The sequence below is a fragment of the Rhizobium sp. CB3171 genome (assembly GCF_029714265.1).
Lineage (GTDB): Bacteria > Pseudomonadota > Alphaproteobacteria > Rhizobiales > Rhizobiaceae > Rhizobium.
In genome coordinates this window covers 2,855,086-2,871,557 of the sequence record NZ_CP121652.1, presented here as the reverse complement: position 1 = coordinate 2,871,557, position 16,472 = coordinate 2,855,086, and the positions used below count along the sequence as shown (strand labels likewise).

The following is a 16,472-nucleotide window of genomic DNA, read 5'->3' as shown; positions in this document are numbered from 1 at the left end:
GTGCCGGGAACATGATAAATTTGAGGACTGGAATGAGCTACGACTACATCATCACCGGCGCCGGACCGGCGGGCTGCGTACTCGCCAACCGTCTGAGCGAAGACCCCATGGTGAAAGTCCTGTTGCTGGAGGCTGGCGGCGGTGATTGGAATCCGTTGTTCCATATGCCGGCCGGCTTCGCCAAGATGACCAAGGGGGTGGCGAGCTGGGGCTGGGAGACGGTGCCGCAGAGGCATATGAAGGGCCGCGTGCTGCGCTATACGCAGGCGAAGGTGATCGGCGGCGGCTCCTCGATCAATGCACAGCTTTACACGCGTGGCAACGCTGTCGACTACGATCTCTGGGCACGCGAGGATGGCTGCGAAGGCTGGGACTATCGCAGCGTGCTGCCTTACTTTAAACGCGCCGAGGACAATCAGCGCTTTGCCGATGACTATCATTCCTATGGCGGTCCGCTCGGCGTGTCCATGCCAGTATCGGCGTTGCCGATCTGCGATGCCTATATCCGTGCCGGCCAGGAGCTTGGCATCCCCTATAATCACGATTTCAACGGCAGACAGCAGGCGGGTGTCGGCTTCTATCAGTTGACGCAGCGCAACCGCCGCCGCTCGTCGGCTTCGCTGGCATACCTATCGCCGATCAAGGATCGGAAGAACCTGACCATCCGTACCGGTGCGCGGGTGGCGCGCATTGTTCTCGAAGGCCGCCGAGCTATCGGTGTAGAGGTGGCGACGGACAAAGGCGCCGAGATCATCCGAGCGGAGCGGGAAGTGCTGGTCTCCTCCGGCGCCATCGGTTCGCCGAAGCTGCTCTTGCAATCCGGCATCGGCCCGGCCGATCACCTAACCTCGGTCGGTGTGCCGGTCGCGCACGACCTGCCAGGTGTCGGCGGCAATCTGCAGGACCATCTCGATCTTTTCGTCATCTCGGAATGCACCGGCGACCACACCTACGACAATGTCGCCAAGCTGCATCGTACGCTCTGGGCCGGACTGCAATATCTGCTGTTCCGCTCCGGTCCCGTCGCTTCGTCGCTCTTCGAGACCGGCGGCTTCTGGTATGCCGATCCCGATGCCCGCTCGCCGGATATCCAGTTCCATCTCGGCCTCGGCTCCGGCATCGAAGCCGGCGTTGCGCGGCTGAAGAATGCCGGCGTAACTTTAAATTCCGCCTATCTGCACCCGCGCTCGCGCGGCACGGTGCGGCTCTCTTCATCCGACCCATCCGCCGCGCCGCTGATCGATCCGAACTATTGGAGCGATCCGCACGATATGAAGATGTCGCTCGAAGGCCTACGGATCGCCCGCGACATCATGAGCCAGGATGCGCTGAAGCCCTTTGTGCTGGCTGAGCGGCTGCCGGGTGGCAATCTGACAACGGAGGCGCAATTGTTCGACTATGGCTGCGCCAACGCCAAGACCGACCATCATCCCGTCGGCACCTGCAAGATGGGCACGGACGCCATGGCGGTCGTCGATCTCGAGCTGAAGGTGCGAGGGCTCGAGGGCCTGCGCGTCTGCGACAGCTCCATCATGCCGCGCGTGCCCTCCTGCAACACCAACGGCCCGACGATCATGATCGGCGAGAAAGGCGCGGATATCATCCGCGATCGGGATCCGCTACCGCCGGCGATTTTCTCCTGGGAGCGCAATGACACGCGGCCGCGAGCGCGGGCGGATGTTCGTTAAAGCAATTCCAGGAAAAGTGCGCAGCGGTTTTCCGTCCGGAATGCGTAAAAACAAAGGGATAGAGCGGGATAGCGATTCCGTGAAACGCTGAACCGCTCTGGAAAACAAAACGCCCCGAAGTTCGGGGCGTTTCGTTTATGGGAGGAGAACTCTTACCACTCGGCTACGCTGCCATCTTCATGCCGCCAAACCGGGTTGCGCCAGCGATGGCCTTCCTTGGCGCGCTCGATGACGTAGGCTTCGTCCACTTCGATGCCGAGGCCGGGGCCTTGCGGGATGCTGACGAAGCCGTCGGCATAGTGGAAGACTTCCTTGTTGGAGATGTAGTCGAGGATGTCGTTGCCCTTGTTGTAGTGGATGCCGAGGCTCTGTTCCTGGATGAAGGCATTGTAGCTGACGGCGTCGACCTGCAGGCAGGCGGCAAGCGCGATCGGGCCGAGCGGGCAATGCGGTGCCAGCGCCACGTCATAGGCTTCGGCCATCGCCGCGATCTTGCGGCATTCGGTGATGCCGCCGGCATGGGAAAGGTCAGGCTGCAGGATGTCGACATAGCCGTCCGACAGGACCGACTTGAAGTCCCAGCGCGAATAGAGCCGCTCGCCGAGCGCGATTGGCGTCGAGCAATGATTGGCGATTTCCTTCAGGGCTTCACGATTTTCGGAGAGCACGGGTTCTTCAATGAAGAGCAGTTTGTAGGGCTCGAGTTCCTTGGCGAGAACCTTGGCCATCGGGCGATGGACGCGGCCGTGGAAATCGACGCCGATGCCGATATAGGGGCCGATCGCCTCACGAATGGTGGCGATGGTCTCAACAGCCTTCTCCACCTTGTCGTAGGTGTCGACGATCTGCATTTCCTCGCAGCCGTTGAGCTTGATCGCCTTGAAACCGCGGGCGACGACGTCCTTTGCGTTGTTGGCGACGTCGGAAGGGCGGTCGCCGCCGATCCAGGAATAGACCTTGATCTTGTCGCGCACCTGGCCCCCCAGCAGCGAATGGATCGGCTGGCCAAGCGCCTTGCCCTTGATGTCCCAGAGCGCCTGGTCGATGCCGGCAAGCGCCGACATGTGGATGGCGCCGCCGCGATAGAAGCCGGCGCGGTACATGACGTTCCAGTGATCTTCGATCAGGAAGGGGTCCTTGCCGATCAGATAGTCTTCCAGTTCGTGCACGGCGGCCTGGACGGTCAAAGCCCGGCCTTCGACCACTGGCTCGCCCCAGCCCGTGATGCCCTCGTCTGTTTCGATCTTCAGGAACATCCAGCGCGGCGGCACGATATAGGTGGTCAATTTGGTGATTTTCATGGGAACGCTTCCGTTTCGGCTTTTGGATCATATCAGCGGCGCCAGGCCGCGGATTTCGGGATTTCAGGTCTTGTTTTTCTCCACCCGCCCGATCGCTTTTTCGGCGGCGGCAAGGTCGCGGGTGGCAAGATCGAGCATGCGATGGGCGCAGTCGCGCGCAGAGGTGCGGTTGCGCAGGCGCAGCGCCTCCACCAGATCGCCATGGACGGCGATCGCCTCATCACGGCTGTCCACCGCGACATTCGAAGCATGCAATGCATATTTCAGCCCGGCATGGATGGCGCTCGACAGGCGGCGGAACACCTGGTTGTGGCTGGCGCTCAAAAGCACCGTATGGAACATCACGTCGGCTTCGGTGAAGCGTTCGGGATCATCGCCGGAATCGCGCATCTGCTGCCAGGCTTTTTCGAGATCGGCTATCTCCTGGGCGGTGGCGCGCTCGGCGGCATATTCGGCGGCCACCGGCTCGATGGTACGCCGCGCCTCGAGAATGCAGCCGAGAATATCGAATTCGGCGATATAAGGACCCATCCACTCTAGCACGTCCTGATCAAGGATATTCCAGTCGTCCTTATCGCAGACGGTGGTGCCAATGCGCGGCTTGCCGCGCACGAGCCCTTTCGATTCGAGGATCTTCAGGGATTCACGGATGACGGTGCGGCTGACGCCGTAGAGATCGCAGAGATCGTTTTCGCGCGGCAGGGGCGAGCCGGAAGGATAGCGTTCGGAACAGATGTCCTCGGCGATCGCCGCCGTGACGTTCTTGCGCACGCGCGGACGGCGCTCCGCCGCTCCGTTCAGCCTTTGCTCTTGCTGTTCAAACGAATCCAATTGCCTTCTCCGCAGCCGTTCTCCCGCGCGGCCGAGCCTCTGCTTAGCGGAATTTATTCCGCATGGCGATAAGCGTCGGCGCGTTTGGCGGGCCATCCTTGCCAAAAGTCACACTATTATAATCATCATACATTGGCAATTGACTGGTATGATGATTTATCATAATTCAAGAAGCACTGCCAGGGAGGGCAGTGTGCTTCATTTCGAATTTTGGGAGAGAGTCATGCGCTTTTTCAAAGCAGCTATTCTGGCTGGTACGGTTGCGGTCATCGCAGCCACCTCCGCCTTGGCGGCAGACGTGAAAATCGGCTTCGTGGTCAAGCAACCGGAAGAACCCTGGTTTCAGGACGAATGGAAGTTCGCCGACATCGCCGCCAAGGAGAAGGGCTTCACGCTCGTCAAGATCGGCGCGCAGGATGGCGAAAAGGTTCAGGCTGCGATCGACAATCTCGGCGCCCAGGGTGCGGAGGGCTTCATCATCTGCACGCCCGATGTGAAGCTCGGCCCTGGCATCGTCGCCAAGGCGGCGGCCAACCAGCTCAAGCTGATGACGGTTGACGACCGTCTGGTCGGCGCCGACGGCAAGCCGCTGGAAGACGTGCCGCATATGGGCATTTCCGCCACCAAGATCGGCGAGAGCGTCGGCCAGGCGATTGTCGATGAAATCAAGAAGCGCGGCTGGGACATGAAGAATGTCGGCGCGATCCGCGTTTCCTACGACCAGCTTCCGACCGCTGTCGACCGCGTCGAAGGCGCTATTTCGGTGCTGAAGGGTGCCGGTTTCCCGGCCGCGAACATCTATGACGCGCCACAGGCCAAAACCGACACGGAAGCAGCGCTCAATGCTGCGACCACCGTGCTCAACAAGCATGCCGACGTGAAATACTGGGTGGCCTTCGGCCTCAACGACGAAGCCGTGCTCGGCGCTGTCCGCGCGACGGAATCGGTCGGCATTCCCGCCGCCAACGTCGTCGGTGTTGGCATCGGCGGCGCGGATTCGGCAATCAACGAATTCAAGAAGCCGCAGCCGACGGGCTTCTTCGGCACCGTCATCATATCGCCGAAGCGTCACGGCTACGAAACCGCGATCGATATGTACGACTGGATCGCCAACAGCAAGGAACCGCCGAAGCTGACGCTGACCTCCGGTTCGCTGGCGCTGCGCGGCGATTATCAGAAGGTCCGCAAGGATCTCGGTATCGAATGATCGTCATCTCCGGATGATCGCGGCCCGGTGGCAGTTTTGCCGCCGGGCTCTTTTACCAGTGAGAGAAACATGGCCTTTCTCGAATTCAACGGTATTTCGAAGAGCTATCCCGGCGTTCAGGCGCTGTCGAACATCACCTTTCCGGTCGTCAAAGGCGCCGTGCATGGGCTGATGGGCGAAAACGGCGCCGGAAAGTCGACGTTGATCCGCATCCTTTCCGGCGATCAGGCGGCGGATGCGGGTACGATATCCATCGACGGCCAGGAGCAGCACTATCATTCGGTGCGCGATGCCTTTCACGCCGGCGTCACCGTCATCCATCAGGAATTGCAACTGGTGCCGGAACTGACGGTCGCCGAAAACCTGTGGCTCGGCCGCTTTCCGGCCAAAGCCGGCATCATCAATAGCAAGACGCTCATCGACACCGTGCGTGCCAAGCTCCGGGAGATCGGCATCGATGTCGATCCGGCGGCGAAGGTGTCATCGCTGTCGATCGGCGCGCGGCAGATGGTGGAAATCGCCAAGGCGGTCATGGTCGATGCCCGTGTCATCGCGCTGGACGAGCCGACGTCGTCGCTGTCGTCGCGCGAGAGCGAGATTCTGTTTTCGCTGATCGAGCGACTGAAATCGAACGGCGCCGTGATCCTCTACGTATCGCATCGGCTGGACGAGATCTTCCGGCTCTGCGATGGCCTGACGGTGTTGCGCGACGGCAAGCTCGCAGCACACCATCCCGATATCAGGAAAGTAACGCGCGAGCAGATCATTGCCGAAATGGTCGGCCGCGAGATCAGCAATATCTGGGGCTGGCGCGAGCGGCCGCTCGAGCCTGTCCGGCTGGAGGTCAAAGGGCTCTCAGGGTTGAGACTTCCGACGCCGATCAATTTCTCCGTCCGTAGGGGCGAAATCCTTGGCTTCTTTGGCCTGATCGGCGCCGGCCGCAGCGAGATGGCACGGCTGTTGTTCGGCGCCGATCATCGTCATCAGGGCACGGTCACTATCGATGGCGTTACGGTCGCTCCGAACAATCCCAAGGCAGCGATCCATGCCGGCATGGTGCTCTGCCCGGAGGACCGCAAGCTCGATGGGATCATCCAGGGCCGCTCGATCCAGGAGAATATCGCCATTTCCTCGCGGCGGCACTTCTCGCCGTTGGGCCTATTGAGCCCGCGCAAGGAAGCGGCCCTTGCCGATCAGTTCATCGCTAGGCTGCGCGTGCGCACGCCGTCGCGCAAGCAGGACATCATCAATCTTTCCGGCGGCAATCAGCAGAAGGTTATTCTCGGTCGCTGGCTGTCCGAACAGGGCGTCAAGGTGCTGGTCATCGATGAGCCGACGCGCGGCATCGATGTCGGAGCAAAATCGGAAATCTATGAAATCCTTTATGAATTGGCAGCCGGCGGCATGGCGATCGTCGTCATCTCCAGCGAACTGCCGGAGGTCATGGGCATTTCAGACCGGATCATGGTGATGTGCGGCGGCAAGGTCGCTGCCGATGTGACGCGGGCGAATTTCAACGAGCACCAGATCCTCACCGCCGCATTGCCGGACAAAAACGCCGCAAGCACATTCTGACTAGGGAAATCGTGACGATGTCTTCCTTGAAAAAAATACTCCTCGGCGAACAGGGCCTCGTCGTCATCTTCGCGGTGGCCTTCGTCATCGTGTCGCTGACGGTTCCGAATTTCCTGACCGAGCGCAACATGATCGGCCTGCTGCAATCGGTTGTCACGATCGGCATCGTTGCCTGCACCATGATGTTTTGCCTGGCATCACGCGATTTTGATCTTTCCGTCGGCTCGACCGTCGCCTTCTGCGGCATGATCGCGGTCATGGCCTCGAACGTCACAGGCTCCATCATTCTCGGCCTGCTGGCGGCGCTCGTGTGCGGCGCGATCGTCGGCCTCGTCAACGGTGCGCTCATTGCCAAGCTGCGCATCAATGCGCTGATCGCGACGCTTGCCACCATGCAGATCGTCCGTGGTCTGGCGCTGATCGCCTCGGACGGCCGCGCGGTCGGCATCAACGATCCGAATTTCTATCAATTGGCACTCTCGACCTTTCTCGGCATTCCGACGCCGATCTGGATCATGGTGATCCTGTTCCTCCTGTTCGGCTTCGTGCTGAACCGCACCACCTTTGGCAAGAATACGCTGGCGATCGGCGGCAATCCGGAGGCTTCGCGGCTGGCGGGCGTGAACGTCGCCACGATGCGGATCTGGATCTTCACGCTGCAGGGCTTCATCTGCGCCATCGCCGGCATCCTCCTGTCCTCGCGCATCACCTCCGGGCAGCCGAATGCGGCGATTGGGCTGGAGCTGCTGGTCATCTCGGCCTGCGTGCTCGGCGGCGTATCGCTGGCAGGCGGCCGGGCTTCGATGAGCGGCGTCATCGTCGGCGTGCTGATCATGGGCATTGCCCAGAACGTCATGAATCTCCTCAATATTCCAGCCTTCTATCAATATCTCGTCCTTGGCTCGATCCTGCTGATCGCGGTGACGCTGGACAATATTCGCTCGGCCGCGGCGGGACGGGCGAGGGGATAGCCAAGGGTTGACCAGAGCCCCAGAGGTTAATTGTTACAGCGCTGTCGTCTTCGGCGGATAGAGCATTATATTGTCGATTGAGGCAGCCCAGAGCATCCCGCTTTCAAGCGACTATGCGTTCCAGCGAACGCAGGCCGCTCTGGTGCTGCCTCCTACGGCCATTGCGGGGAGGGCAAGGGCTCTTTCCCGGCGTTCAATCAACGACTAGGAGGACGGCATGCAGATCAATCGTACAGGTTCGGCCCAGTGGTCCGGCGGTCTGAAGGACGGCAAGGGTCAGATCTCGACCCAGAGCGGCGCGCTCAATCACTATCCCTACGGTTTTGCCAGCCGCTTCGAAGGCGTGCCCGGCACTAATCCGGAAGAGCTGATCGGTGCGGCCCATGCCGGCTGCTTCACCATGGCTCTGTCGCTGATCCTCAATGAAGCCGGTTTCACCGCCGAAAGCATGGAAACGACCGCCAAGGTCACGCTTGAAAGCGTCGAAGGCGGCTTTGCCATCACCGCTATCCATCTGACGCTGACCGGCAAAGTCCCCGGCGCCGACGAAGCCACATTCACCGAACTCGCCAACAAGGCCAAGGCCGGTTGCCCGGTTTCCAAGGCGCTTGCTTCCGTTCCGATCTCTCTGGAAGTGCACGCCGCCTGAGCATCCTTTCGATGGAGAGCGCCGTGCTGATGGTGCGGCGCTTTTTACATGCCAGGCGTTAGGGCACGGCATCGGACGGCATGAGCCGATGCGAACCGCAGCGCAACTCGTGCTACGTACTCGCCGTGAGCGCGAGCAGTTTCCAGGTCGCCGATCGACATTTCGCCCTGGGCTGCGTCGGCATCGCTTTGCGCCATCGGCGCGATGTACGATCCCATCCTGTTTGCATCGTCAGGTTTCGTTGCCGCGAGATATTCAGACTTGGCCGCTAACACTTGCCAGTGCCAGCAGCAACAGGAACACGAAAGGTGGCGGGAGCTCTCGATAGTTCCGGATACGGACAATGGCAGCGATCGCGGCGAGCATAATGCAAGCGCCCAACGCCGCCCCGATATATCGGGTGCCGGCTGTTATCAAGAGCACCGCCGTTGCAAGCTCGAAGGCGGCTGTGACCCAGCACCACCAGAAAGGAAATCCAAGTCGCACGAAACCCGCGCGGATTTTCGGATGTCCACTCGCATTGACGATAGCGCCGACGAGAAACGCCCCGGCGGCCAGCCAGACGAGGATTGTATCGAGCGATGTTGCGCCTGTGAAAATGTTCATTGGAACACCCGTTGATCTCTTCTGTGTAGCGACGTCATTTAATCTAGCACTGCTAGTTTGTCAATCAATGTTCCTTTTGATAGTTTTGCATCAGGAAAATCGCGCGCATGAAGATTGAGGCACGGGTGGGTATCAGCGAACGCAAGACTCGAGAACGGGCCGAACGTGAACGGAGGATCGTCGTCGCTGCGAGGACGATCGCGGAACGCGACGGCTGGGCTTCCGTCACGATCCGGCGCCTCGCCGAGGAGATAGAATACAGTCAGCCAGTTCTCTATTCGCATTTTGAAAATCGCGACCAGATCGTCGGAGCGGTTGCGCTCGAAGGCTTCGGCGAATTGGCTGCGATGCTCCGCGCCGCGATCCGGCCATCATCCACATCAAAGGAGCGAGTGGAAGACATCGCAGTCGCCTATCTCGATTTCGCTTTCGCTCGCCCTGCGATGTACGAGGCGATGTTCGTCCTGCCGACTGGCCTCCGCTTCGCCAGATCCGACACGCCAGCTCAACTTCGCGATGGTTTCCGAGCCATGGCGACGGTGATCGCGCCGTTCTCCCAGGATGTGGATACGGCTACCGAAACTTTTTGGGCGGCACTTCATGGTCTGGCGGAGCTTGAACGTCACGGCAGGATAAGACCCGCTTTCCGGGCTCAACGTATCACGCTCATCATGCAGATGGTGACAGGTCAACTCTGAGAGCGGGCCTTGGGATTAATCTGATCCCGCATAAGAGGCTTGGAAAATGCGGGATAGTGCGCTCATATTCCGCCGTAAATGTACAATCCCGCATCCAGGGCCCGGACTATCCTTTTCACGGAAAATGCATTGCGAAAAGGGGATTGCAGAATGTCCGGACTCACGTTGATTCACGTCATTATCAGCCTGATCGCCATCGCTGCCGGCATCGTCGTCGCAGAGGGATTGATTTCCGTGAAGCGCCATGAGCGCTCCACGTTTGTCTACATGGTCACCATTCTGCTCACGAGTTTGACCGGATTCCTCTTTCCTTTCAACGGCATTACGCCCGGCATCGTATTCGGCATCATCACCGTTCTGCTTTTCATTCCGACGGCAATCGCCCGCTACAGGCAGCGGATGGCCGGTATCTGGCGGCTTGTTTTCATCGTCGGCAGCCTGCTGATGCTCTATCTCAATTGTGTTGTGCTGATCGTTCAGTCCTTCCAGAAAATTCCATTGCTCAATACGCTGGCACCCATGGGGAACGAGCCGCCGATCCTCGCCGTACAGACCGTGTTGCTGCTCGCGTTCCTGATCGTCGGCTTCCTCAGCGTCCGCCGTTTCCAGCCGTCGCTTCTGCGTATCTAATTATCGCAATCTGACTCCATCGACAGCGTCTCAACCGCCTCGTTTCGCGGAGCGGCTTCTTGACATTTGAGCCTTGATGATTTACGAGTGACGAAAATTAAAAATCGTCACTCGTAAATCGGAAGCAACCCAATGCTCGATCCTTCTGCGGTTAGCGCCGATCTTGCACGTCAGGAGAACGTAACGCGGATTCTCGATTCCGCCGAAAAACTGTTTCGCCACTACGGCTATAGCAAGACGACGGTTGCCGATATCGCCCGTGATCTCGGTATGTCGACCGCGAATATCTATCGGTTCTTCGCGTCCAAGACGGAAATCCACCAGGCCCTGTGCGGCCGCATGCTCGCGCTGAGCTACAAGATGGCCTACGACATCCGTCACATGCCGATCAGCGCTTCCGAGCGGCTGCGCACTTATGTCCATGCCCAATACAAGTTGACGCTCGAGACGATGCTCGACGAACAGAAGGTGCATGAGATGGTCGTCGTCGCCATCGAGCGCGATTGGCATGTCATCGAAAAACACATCGATCGGATCCACGACCTCATGGCTGAGATCATCGCCGAAGGCATCGCCGCCGGTGAGTTTTTCGAACAGGATCCAGTCGCCGCCTCGAAATGCTTCGGCGCGGCGACAATCATTTTGTGCCACCCGCAAATGGTCGCGCAATGTCTTGCGAAGACGAACCGGGCGGAACCGGACGATCTTATCGAATTTGCTATCAGAGCGCTAAAGAAATAGTAGTACGCGCATTGGATGATCCACGCGCCTTTGCATTGCATTTGACTAAAGCCGTTTGATCAAGGAGAGCGACATGGTTTCGCTGACGACCAACATACGATCCGCTGCCGGCGCTGCCGTCTTTGCTGCCGTTGCGCTCACGCTTTCGGGCTGCAACGAGAAGAAAGAAGAGACTGCGGAGGTGATCCGGCCGGTGAAAGTGGTCGAGATCGCCCAGGCGGATACGACGCGCAAGCTCGACTATTCCGGTGCGGTCAAGGCGCGGACGGATATGAACCTCGGCTTCCGGGTCAACGGCAAGATCGTCGAGCGCAAGGTGGATATCGGCGAGAAGGTCAAGCCCGGCGACGTGCTCGCCCGCATCGACTCCACCGATTACGCTTTAGCCGTGCGCCGCTCCCAGGCCGATCTCGATGCGGCCGAGAAGCAGGTGCAGACCACGGAGCTTGCCCGCAATCGCGCGCAGCAGCTCTTCGACAAGAACGTGTCCCCGAAATCGCAGCTCGAACAGGCCGAGCTTTCCTATGACCAAGCCGTATCGACGCGCGATTCCGCCGTGTCGGCCTTGGCGGAAGCGAAGAACCAGGTCGCCTATACCGATCTGACCTCGGACATGAACGGCATCGTGACGACCATCAATGCCGATGTCGGCCAGGTGGTCGGCTCCGGCACGCCCGTGATCACCGTTGCCGTCGACGGCGAGAAGGAAGCGCAGATCGCTGTCCCGGAAATGGATATTGCGCAATTCAAGGTCGGTAAGGACGTCAAGGCGCGCTTCTGGTCCGACGATGCGCTGGTGCTGGACGGCAAGGTGCGTGAGGTATCCGGAAGCGCCGACGCGCAGTCGCGTACCTTTGCGGTCCGCGTCAGCCTGCCCAACGATCCGCGCGTGCTGCTCGGCATGACCGCGACCATCGAGGCGCTGGCCGACAATACCCGGCCTTTCGTCTCCATTCCGCTCAGCGCGCTTGCGGAGAAGGACGGTCAGCAGATCGTCTGGTTGGTCGACCGCAGTGCCGGTACCGTGCACTCCCGCAGCGTCAAGGTTGCCGACTTTGCCGATGACGGCGTGCGTGTCGCCGATGGCCTGAAGGCCGGCGATGTCGTCGTTGCCGCCGGCACGCAATTCATGAGCGAGAACATGAAGGTCAAGGTGCCGACCGGGCAGCAGGCTTCGGCTGAGACACATGGCAGCGCCGCGGCTGCCGATATCGTGCGCTGAAAGGATCGAGGGGCGGGACAATGATTATCAACAGCACCTCCGACGAAAAGAAGCGCTTCAACCTGTCGCGTTGGGCGATCGGCCATCCGAGCATCGCGCGCTTCCTGTTCGCGCTGATCATCATCGCCGGCGCGCTTGGGCTCACGCACATGGGCCAGAAGGAAGATCCGGATTTCACCTTCCGCGTCATGGTCGTGCAGACCATCTGGCCTGGCGCCTCGCTGCAGGACATGGAAGACCAGGTGGTCAATAAGATCGAGCGCAAGCTGCAGGAAACCCCGCATCTCGATTGGGTTAAATCCTATACCCGCGCCGGCTTTGCCATCACCACCGTCCAGATCAAGGGCAACACTAACACCGAACAGGTGAAGGACGCCTTCTATCAGGTGCGCAAGAAGGTCGGCGATATCGCCAACACGCTGCCCTCCGGCCTGCTCGGCCCCTATTTCAACGATGAGTTCGGCGATACCTTCATCACCCTGCATTCGATCAGCGGTGCCGGCTACAGCTATCCTGAGTTGAAGAAATTCGCGATCCAGGCCCGTGATATGCTGCTCGAGACGCCCGGCGTCGAGAAGGCTGTGATCATCGGCGATCAGCCCGAGCAGATCTATATCGATGTCTCCTCCAAGGTGCTGGCCGAGCGCGGCCTGACGCTGACCGCCCTGCAGAACGCGATCGTCGGCCAGAACAATGTCGATCCGGCCGGCACCGTCGATACCAGCACGCGCTCGGTTCGCATCTCGGTCGAGGGGGACGTCAACAAGATTGAGGATATCAAGAATCTCCGGCTGACCGCCGGCGGCCAGGTGACGCGTCTCGGCGATATAGCGACGGTCAGCGCCGGGCTACAGGATCCTTACACGGCCAAGTTCCTCTATAACGGTCACGAGAGCGTCCAGCTCGGCGTCGTCATGGCCAATGGCAACAAGGTGACCGACGTCGGCAAGGCGGTGGAGGAGACCTACAAGCGTTTCGAGGCATCGCTGCCGGTCGGCGTGCAGGTCGACCAGATCTCCAACCAGCCGGAAGTGGTGACGGACGCCATCAGCGAGTTCATGCATGCGCTCGGCGAAGCGCTGGTGATCGTGCTGATCGTCTCCTTCCTGTCGATCGGCTGGCGCTCCGGCCTGGTGATCGCCATCGCCATTCCGCTGGTGCTGGCGGCGACCTTCGCGCTCATGTACGAGCTCGGCATCGACCTGCAGCGTATCTCGCTCGGCGCCCTCATCATCGCGCTCGGCCTCCTCGTCGACGACGCGATGATCGTGGTCGAATTGATGGAACGCAAGCTGGAGGAGGGGCTGGTCAAGCTCGATGCGGCAAGCTTTGCCTATTCCTCGACCGCCTTTCCGATGCTGACGGGTACGCTGATCACCACGGCGGGCTTCATCCCAGTCGGCTTCGCCGCGTCGACGGCCGGTGAATACGTTCGCACGCTCTTCTATGTCGTCGGTATCGCGCTGGTGATTTCCTGGTTCGTGGCGGTCTACTTCACACCCTGGCTCGGTTATATGATCCTGAAGCAGCGGCATCATGCCGGCGAGCATCACGACGTCTTCGATACGCGCTTCTACCGCCGCCTGCGGTCGTCGGTGAGCTGGGCCGTGCGCCATCGCGTCATCGTGCTGCTTCTGACGCTCGCCGCCTTCGTCGGCAGCTTGTGGTCGTTCCAGTTCATTCCGCAGAACTTCTTCCCGCAGTCTTCGCGTCCGGAAATTCTGGTCGATCTCTGGCTGCCGGAAGGCACCAGCATTAAGGAAGTCGAACGCCAGGCGCAGAGGTTGCAGGCCCGCATGGCCGATGATCCCGACAAGCGGTTCATCGCCACCTATGTCGGCGAAGGTGCCCCGCGCTTCTTCCTGCCGCTCGATCAGCAGCTCACCAACCCGAACTATGCCCAGTTGCTGGTCATGGCCAAGGACGAGCCGGCGCGCGAGCGATTGATCGTCAAGCTGCGCAGCATGCTTGCCGCCGACTTCCCCTCGGTCCGCGCCAAGGTGGACCGCCTGTTCCTCGGTCCGCCGACCGGCTGGCCGGTGCAGTTGCGTGTCATGGGTCCGGACCGGCAGGAGGTTCGCCATATCGCCGACGAGGTGAAGGCGCGCTTCGCGCAGAACCCGCTGCTCGGCGCCATTCATGACGACTGGCTGGAGCCGGTGCCGGCCATGAAGCTGGTGATCGATCAGGACCGCGCCCGTGCACTCGGCGTCACCTCGCAGCGTATCCGCCAGATGCTGCAGGCCTCGATGTCCGGCGTCACCCTCGACAATTATCGTGAGGGCGAGGAGACCGTCGGCATCGTTGCACGGGAGCCGGAGGCCAGCCGCCACCTGCTGACCTCCGTCAATTCCATCTATATCCCGACCGACTCCGGCGGTTTCGTGCCGCTGTCGCAGGTCGCAAAGGTCGTGCCCGTCATGGAGCAGAGCATCGAGTGGCGCCGCGACCGCCTGCCGACGATCACGGTTAGGGCGACGCTTCCCGACAATGTTCAGTCGAACGACGTGACGGCCAAGCTCTACAACGACATGGCCGATCTCAGAAACAGCCTGCCGGCGGGCTACAAGATCGAGATCCAGGGCGGTGCCGAAGACAGCGCCGAAAGCCAGGCCTCGATCGCCGCCAAGGCACCGATCATGCTCGTCATCATCGTCGTGCTGCTGATGGCGCAGCTCCAGCACTTCGGCAAGGCGATGCTGGTGCTCTCCACCGGTCCGCTCGGCATCATCGGTGCAGCCGGTGCCCTGTTGGTCAGCGGCGCGCCCTTCGGCTTCGTGGCGATCCTCGGCGTCATCGCGCTGCTTGGCATCATCATCCGCAATTCGATCATCCTCGTCGACCAGATCGATCAGGACATCGCGGCGGGCATGGACCGGAAGGAAGCGATTATCGGCTCGGCCGTCCGCCGTTTCCGGCCGATCATGCTGACGGCGTTGACGGCGGTGCTGGCGCTGATCCCGATCTCGCGCGGCGTTTTCTGGGGTCCACTTGCCTACGCCATGATGGGCGGCATCCTGGTTGCCACAGTGCTGACCATCTTCGTGCTGCCGGCGGGCTATGCGCTCTTCTTCGGTCGTGAGCCGAAGAAGAAAGGACAGCAGCCGGTCGAAGAGCAGGAGGGCAACGACGCCGTGCATCATCTACCACCGGCTATGGCAGCGGAATAAAAAGCGCGGGCAAAGCGTGAAAGGGGCCCCGGCTTGTGCCGGGGCTTTTTTTTATTTCAGCGGCGTGGCTCGAAGGTCTGTGTGAGGATCGAGCATTCGCCCGCCGCGATCTTGAGCACCGTCAGGCTTCCGCCCATGGCGGCGGCCGTGTCGATGCCAATGCGATGGTTGCCAAAGTCGGGCTGCGCGGTCGGCGTATGGCCATGCACCACCAGCACCGGCAATTGCGGACCTTCGGAGAGGAAGGGGTCGCGGATCCAGATCAGGTCTTCGTCGGTCTGCTGTTCCAGCGGTATGGCAGGCCGGATGCCGGCATGGACGAAGAGGAGGGGGCCGATGATGATGGCGATCGGCAGCGAGCGCAGCAATTCGACATGCGCCGGCGGCATGGCCTGAAGAACGGTTTCGCAGAGTTCTTCGATGCTCCTGCCTTCTTCGAGCAGCAGATATTCCACGTCGACGCCATAGGAGGCGAGTGTCTGTACGGCGCCGAACTCGAGCCAATGGCTGTTGGCGCGCGGATCGTCCAGGAATTTCAGGAAGACATCGTCGTGATTGCCGCAAAGGATATAGCGGTCAAAGCCCACAGGTGGCGGCTCGCACAGATGCTGCAGCACGTCGTTCGATCGCGGACCACGATCGACATAATCGCCGAGGAACATTAGGAGTTTCCGGCCGGGGATCGTGACGGCATCCGCAACGATATGCCTTTCCGCTTCGATCAACGCGTCGTAGCAGCCATGAATGTCGCTCAGCGCATAGATGGCTGTGTAGCCTTCCGCTGTCAGATCAATGCGGGATCGCGGTTCAATGGACTTCGCCGCTCTCCTGCCGAAAAGTTGATCGATTAGTCCGGTCATGGACATCCGCCTACACCAAACACGACGGCATAATCTTTTGAAAATATTTCAAGAATCCCGCCATTTTAGGGCGGTAGCGCAACGCTAGTCCAACGGATGGCCAGGCGCAAGACGCGTCGGAGGGCAGGATTTACGTCAAGGTTAAGAAAAACAAGGCGATACGAGTAGTCATGCCCTGGCGCGACCAACGCGATTCTTGGCGTTGGAGCGTTTTGCGACGGATGAATGTTTGTTCGCCGATGGCGCCATAGGGGTGCCGAACTGCATCCAGTTGCAGGCCATCGAACGCCTGACGGCAGCCGATTTCTCCCGGGCGCAGCCAT

Annotated in this window: 14 protein-coding genes; 10 read left to right on the top strand and 4 right to left on the bottom strand. The window is 60.5% G+C overall.

Going from position 1 to position 16,472, the window contains the following annotated elements; translation table 11 throughout:
* Positions 1-32: 32 nt before the first annotated feature.
* Positions 33-1,688 carry a GMC family oxidoreductase N-terminal domain-containing protein gene (locus QA648_RS13965; protein ID WP_283047547.1) on the top strand — a complete coding sequence of 552 codons (1,656 nt, stop codon included), beginning with the start codon at positions 33-35 and terminating at the stop codon, positions 1,686-1,688.
* Positions 1,689-1,840: 152 nt separating this feature from the next.
* On the opposite strand, the gene dgoD is transcribed toward QA648_RS13965, so the two are convergent.
* On the bottom strand, positions 1,841-2,989 hold the full coding sequence (gene dgoD, locus QA648_RS13960) for a galactonate dehydratase (RefSeq protein ID WP_104824409.1): 1,149 nt from the start codon (positions 2,987-2,989) through the stop codon (positions 1,841-1,843).
* A 63-nt stretch (positions 2,990-3,052) separates the two neighbouring features.
* On the bottom strand, positions 3,053-3,820 hold the full coding sequence (locus QA648_RS13955; protein WP_283047545.1) for a FadR/GntR family transcriptional regulator: 768 nt from the start codon (positions 3,818-3,820) through the stop codon (positions 3,053-3,055).
* Positions 3,821-4,043: 223 nt separating this feature from the next.
* Between QA648_RS13955 and QA648_RS13950 the strand changes: the two genes are divergently transcribed.
* From QA648_RS13950 to QA648_RS13935, 4 genes are all read left to right on the top strand, one after another.
* Positions 4,044-5,027 carry an arabinose ABC transporter substrate-binding protein gene (locus QA648_RS13950; RefSeq protein WP_104824407.1) on the top strand — a complete coding sequence of 328 codons (984 nt, stop codon included), beginning with the start codon at positions 4,044-4,046 and terminating at the stop codon, positions 5,025-5,027.
* Positions 5,028-5,096: 69 nt separating this feature from the next.
* Positions 5,097-6,602, top strand: a complete 1,506-nt coding sequence (gene araG, locus QA648_RS13945) for an L-arabinose ABC transporter ATP-binding protein AraG (RefSeq protein ID WP_283047543.1) — start codon at positions 5,097-5,099, stop codon at positions 6,600-6,602.
* 17 nt (positions 6,603-6,619) lie between these two features.
* Positions 6,620-7,573, top strand: a complete 954-nt coding sequence (gene araH / locus QA648_RS13940; protein ID WP_104824405.1) for an L-arabinose ABC transporter permease AraH — start codon at positions 6,620-6,622, stop codon at positions 7,571-7,573.
* A gap of 217 nt (positions 7,574-7,790) precedes the next feature.
* Positions 7,791-8,222, top strand: a complete 432-nt coding sequence (locus QA648_RS13935; protein WP_104824404.1) for an OsmC family protein — start codon at positions 7,791-7,793, stop codon at positions 8,220-8,222.
* Positions 8,223-8,477: 255 nt separating this feature from the next.
* On the opposite strand, the gene QA648_RS13930 is transcribed toward QA648_RS13935, so the two are convergent.
* A complete protein-coding gene (locus QA648_RS13930) occupies positions 8,478-8,828 on the bottom strand; it encodes a DoxX family protein (protein WP_104824403.1) in 351 nt (116 codons plus the stop codon).
* 125 nt (positions 8,829-8,953) lie between these two features.
* Between QA648_RS13930 and QA648_RS13925 the strand changes: the two genes are divergently transcribed.
* The 5 genes from QA648_RS13925 (at position 8,954) to QA648_RS13905 (ending at position 15,289) form a co-directional block, all read left to right on the top strand.
* Positions 8,954-9,526 carry a TetR/AcrR family transcriptional regulator gene (locus QA648_RS13925; RefSeq protein WP_283051342.1) on the top strand — a complete coding sequence of 191 codons (573 nt, stop codon included), beginning with the start codon at positions 8,954-8,956 and terminating at the stop codon, positions 9,524-9,526.
* A 150-nt stretch (positions 9,527-9,676) separates the two neighbouring features.
* Complete coding sequence (locus tag QA648_RS13920) at positions 9,677-10,156, top strand: hypothetical protein (RefSeq protein WP_260303156.1); 480 nt, start codon at positions 9,677-9,679, stop codon at positions 10,154-10,156.
* A gap of 132 nt (positions 10,157-10,288) precedes the next feature.
* Positions 10,289-10,897 carry a TetR family transcriptional regulator gene (locus QA648_RS13915; protein WP_104824401.1) on the top strand — a complete coding sequence of 203 codons (609 nt, stop codon included), beginning with the start codon at positions 10,289-10,291 and terminating at the stop codon, positions 10,895-10,897.
* A 73-nt stretch (positions 10,898-10,970) separates the two neighbouring features.
* A complete protein-coding gene (locus QA648_RS13910; RefSeq protein ID WP_104824400.1) occupies positions 10,971-12,119 on the top strand; it encodes an efflux RND transporter periplasmic adaptor subunit in 1,149 nt (382 codons plus the stop codon).
* A 20-nt stretch (positions 12,120-12,139) separates the two neighbouring features.
* Positions 12,140-15,289: an efflux RND transporter permease subunit gene (locus QA648_RS13905; protein WP_283047537.1), complete on the top strand. Its 3,150-nt coding sequence runs from the start codon at positions 12,140-12,142 to the stop codon at positions 15,287-15,289.
* Between the two features lie 56 nt (positions 15,290-15,345).
* Here the strand turns inward: QA648_RS13905 and QA648_RS13900 are convergent, their stop codons facing one another.
* Positions 15,346-16,149 (bottom strand): metallophosphoesterase family protein, encoded by an 804-nt coding sequence (locus QA648_RS13900; RefSeq protein WP_283047535.1) that lies wholly within the window; start codon positions 16,147-16,149, stop codon positions 15,346-15,348.
* Positions 16,150-16,472: the final 323 nt, after the last annotated feature.

Coding starts and splice junctions, on each gene's coding strand:
- QA648_RS13965 (WP_283047547.1), top strand. CDS start 33: ATGAGCTACGACTACATCATCACCGGCGCCGGACCGGCGGGCTGCGTA.
- dgoD (WP_104824409.1), bottom strand. CDS start 2,989: ATGAAAATCACCAAATTGACCACCTATATCGTGCCGCCGCGCTGGATG.
- QA648_RS13950 (WP_104824407.1), top strand. CDS start 4,044: ATGCGCTTTTTCAAAGCAGCTATTCTGGCTGGTACGGTTGCGGTCATC.
- araG (WP_283047543.1), top strand. CDS start 5,097: ATGGCCTTTCTCGAATTCAACGGTATTTCGAAGAGCTATCCCGGCGTT.
- araH (WP_104824405.1), top strand. CDS start 6,620: ATGTCTTCCTTGAAAAAAATACTCCTCGGCGAACAGGGCCTCGTCGTC.
- QA648_RS13935 (WP_104824404.1), top strand. CDS start 7,791: ATGCAGATCAATCGTACAGGTTCGGCCCAGTGGTCCGGCGGTCTGAAG.
- QA648_RS13930 (WP_104824403.1), bottom strand. CDS start 8,828: ATGAACATTTTCACAGGCGCAACATCGCTCGATACAATCCTCGTCTGG.
- QA648_RS13920 (WP_260303156.1), top strand. CDS start 9,677: ATGTCCGGACTCACGTTGATTCACGTCATTATCAGCCTGATCGCCATC.
- QA648_RS13915 (WP_104824401.1), top strand. CDS start 10,289: ATGCTCGATCCTTCTGCGGTTAGCGCCGATCTTGCACGTCAGGAGAAC.
- QA648_RS13910 (WP_104824400.1), top strand. CDS start 10,971: ATGGTTTCGCTGACGACCAACATACGATCCGCTGCCGGCGCTGCCGTC.
- QA648_RS13905 (WP_283047537.1), top strand. CDS start 12,140: ATGATTATCAACAGCACCTCCGACGAAAAGAAGCGCTTCAACCTGTCG.
- QA648_RS13900 (WP_283047535.1), bottom strand. CDS start 16,149: ATGACCGGACTAATCGATCAACTTTTCGGCAGGAGAGCGGCGAAGTCC.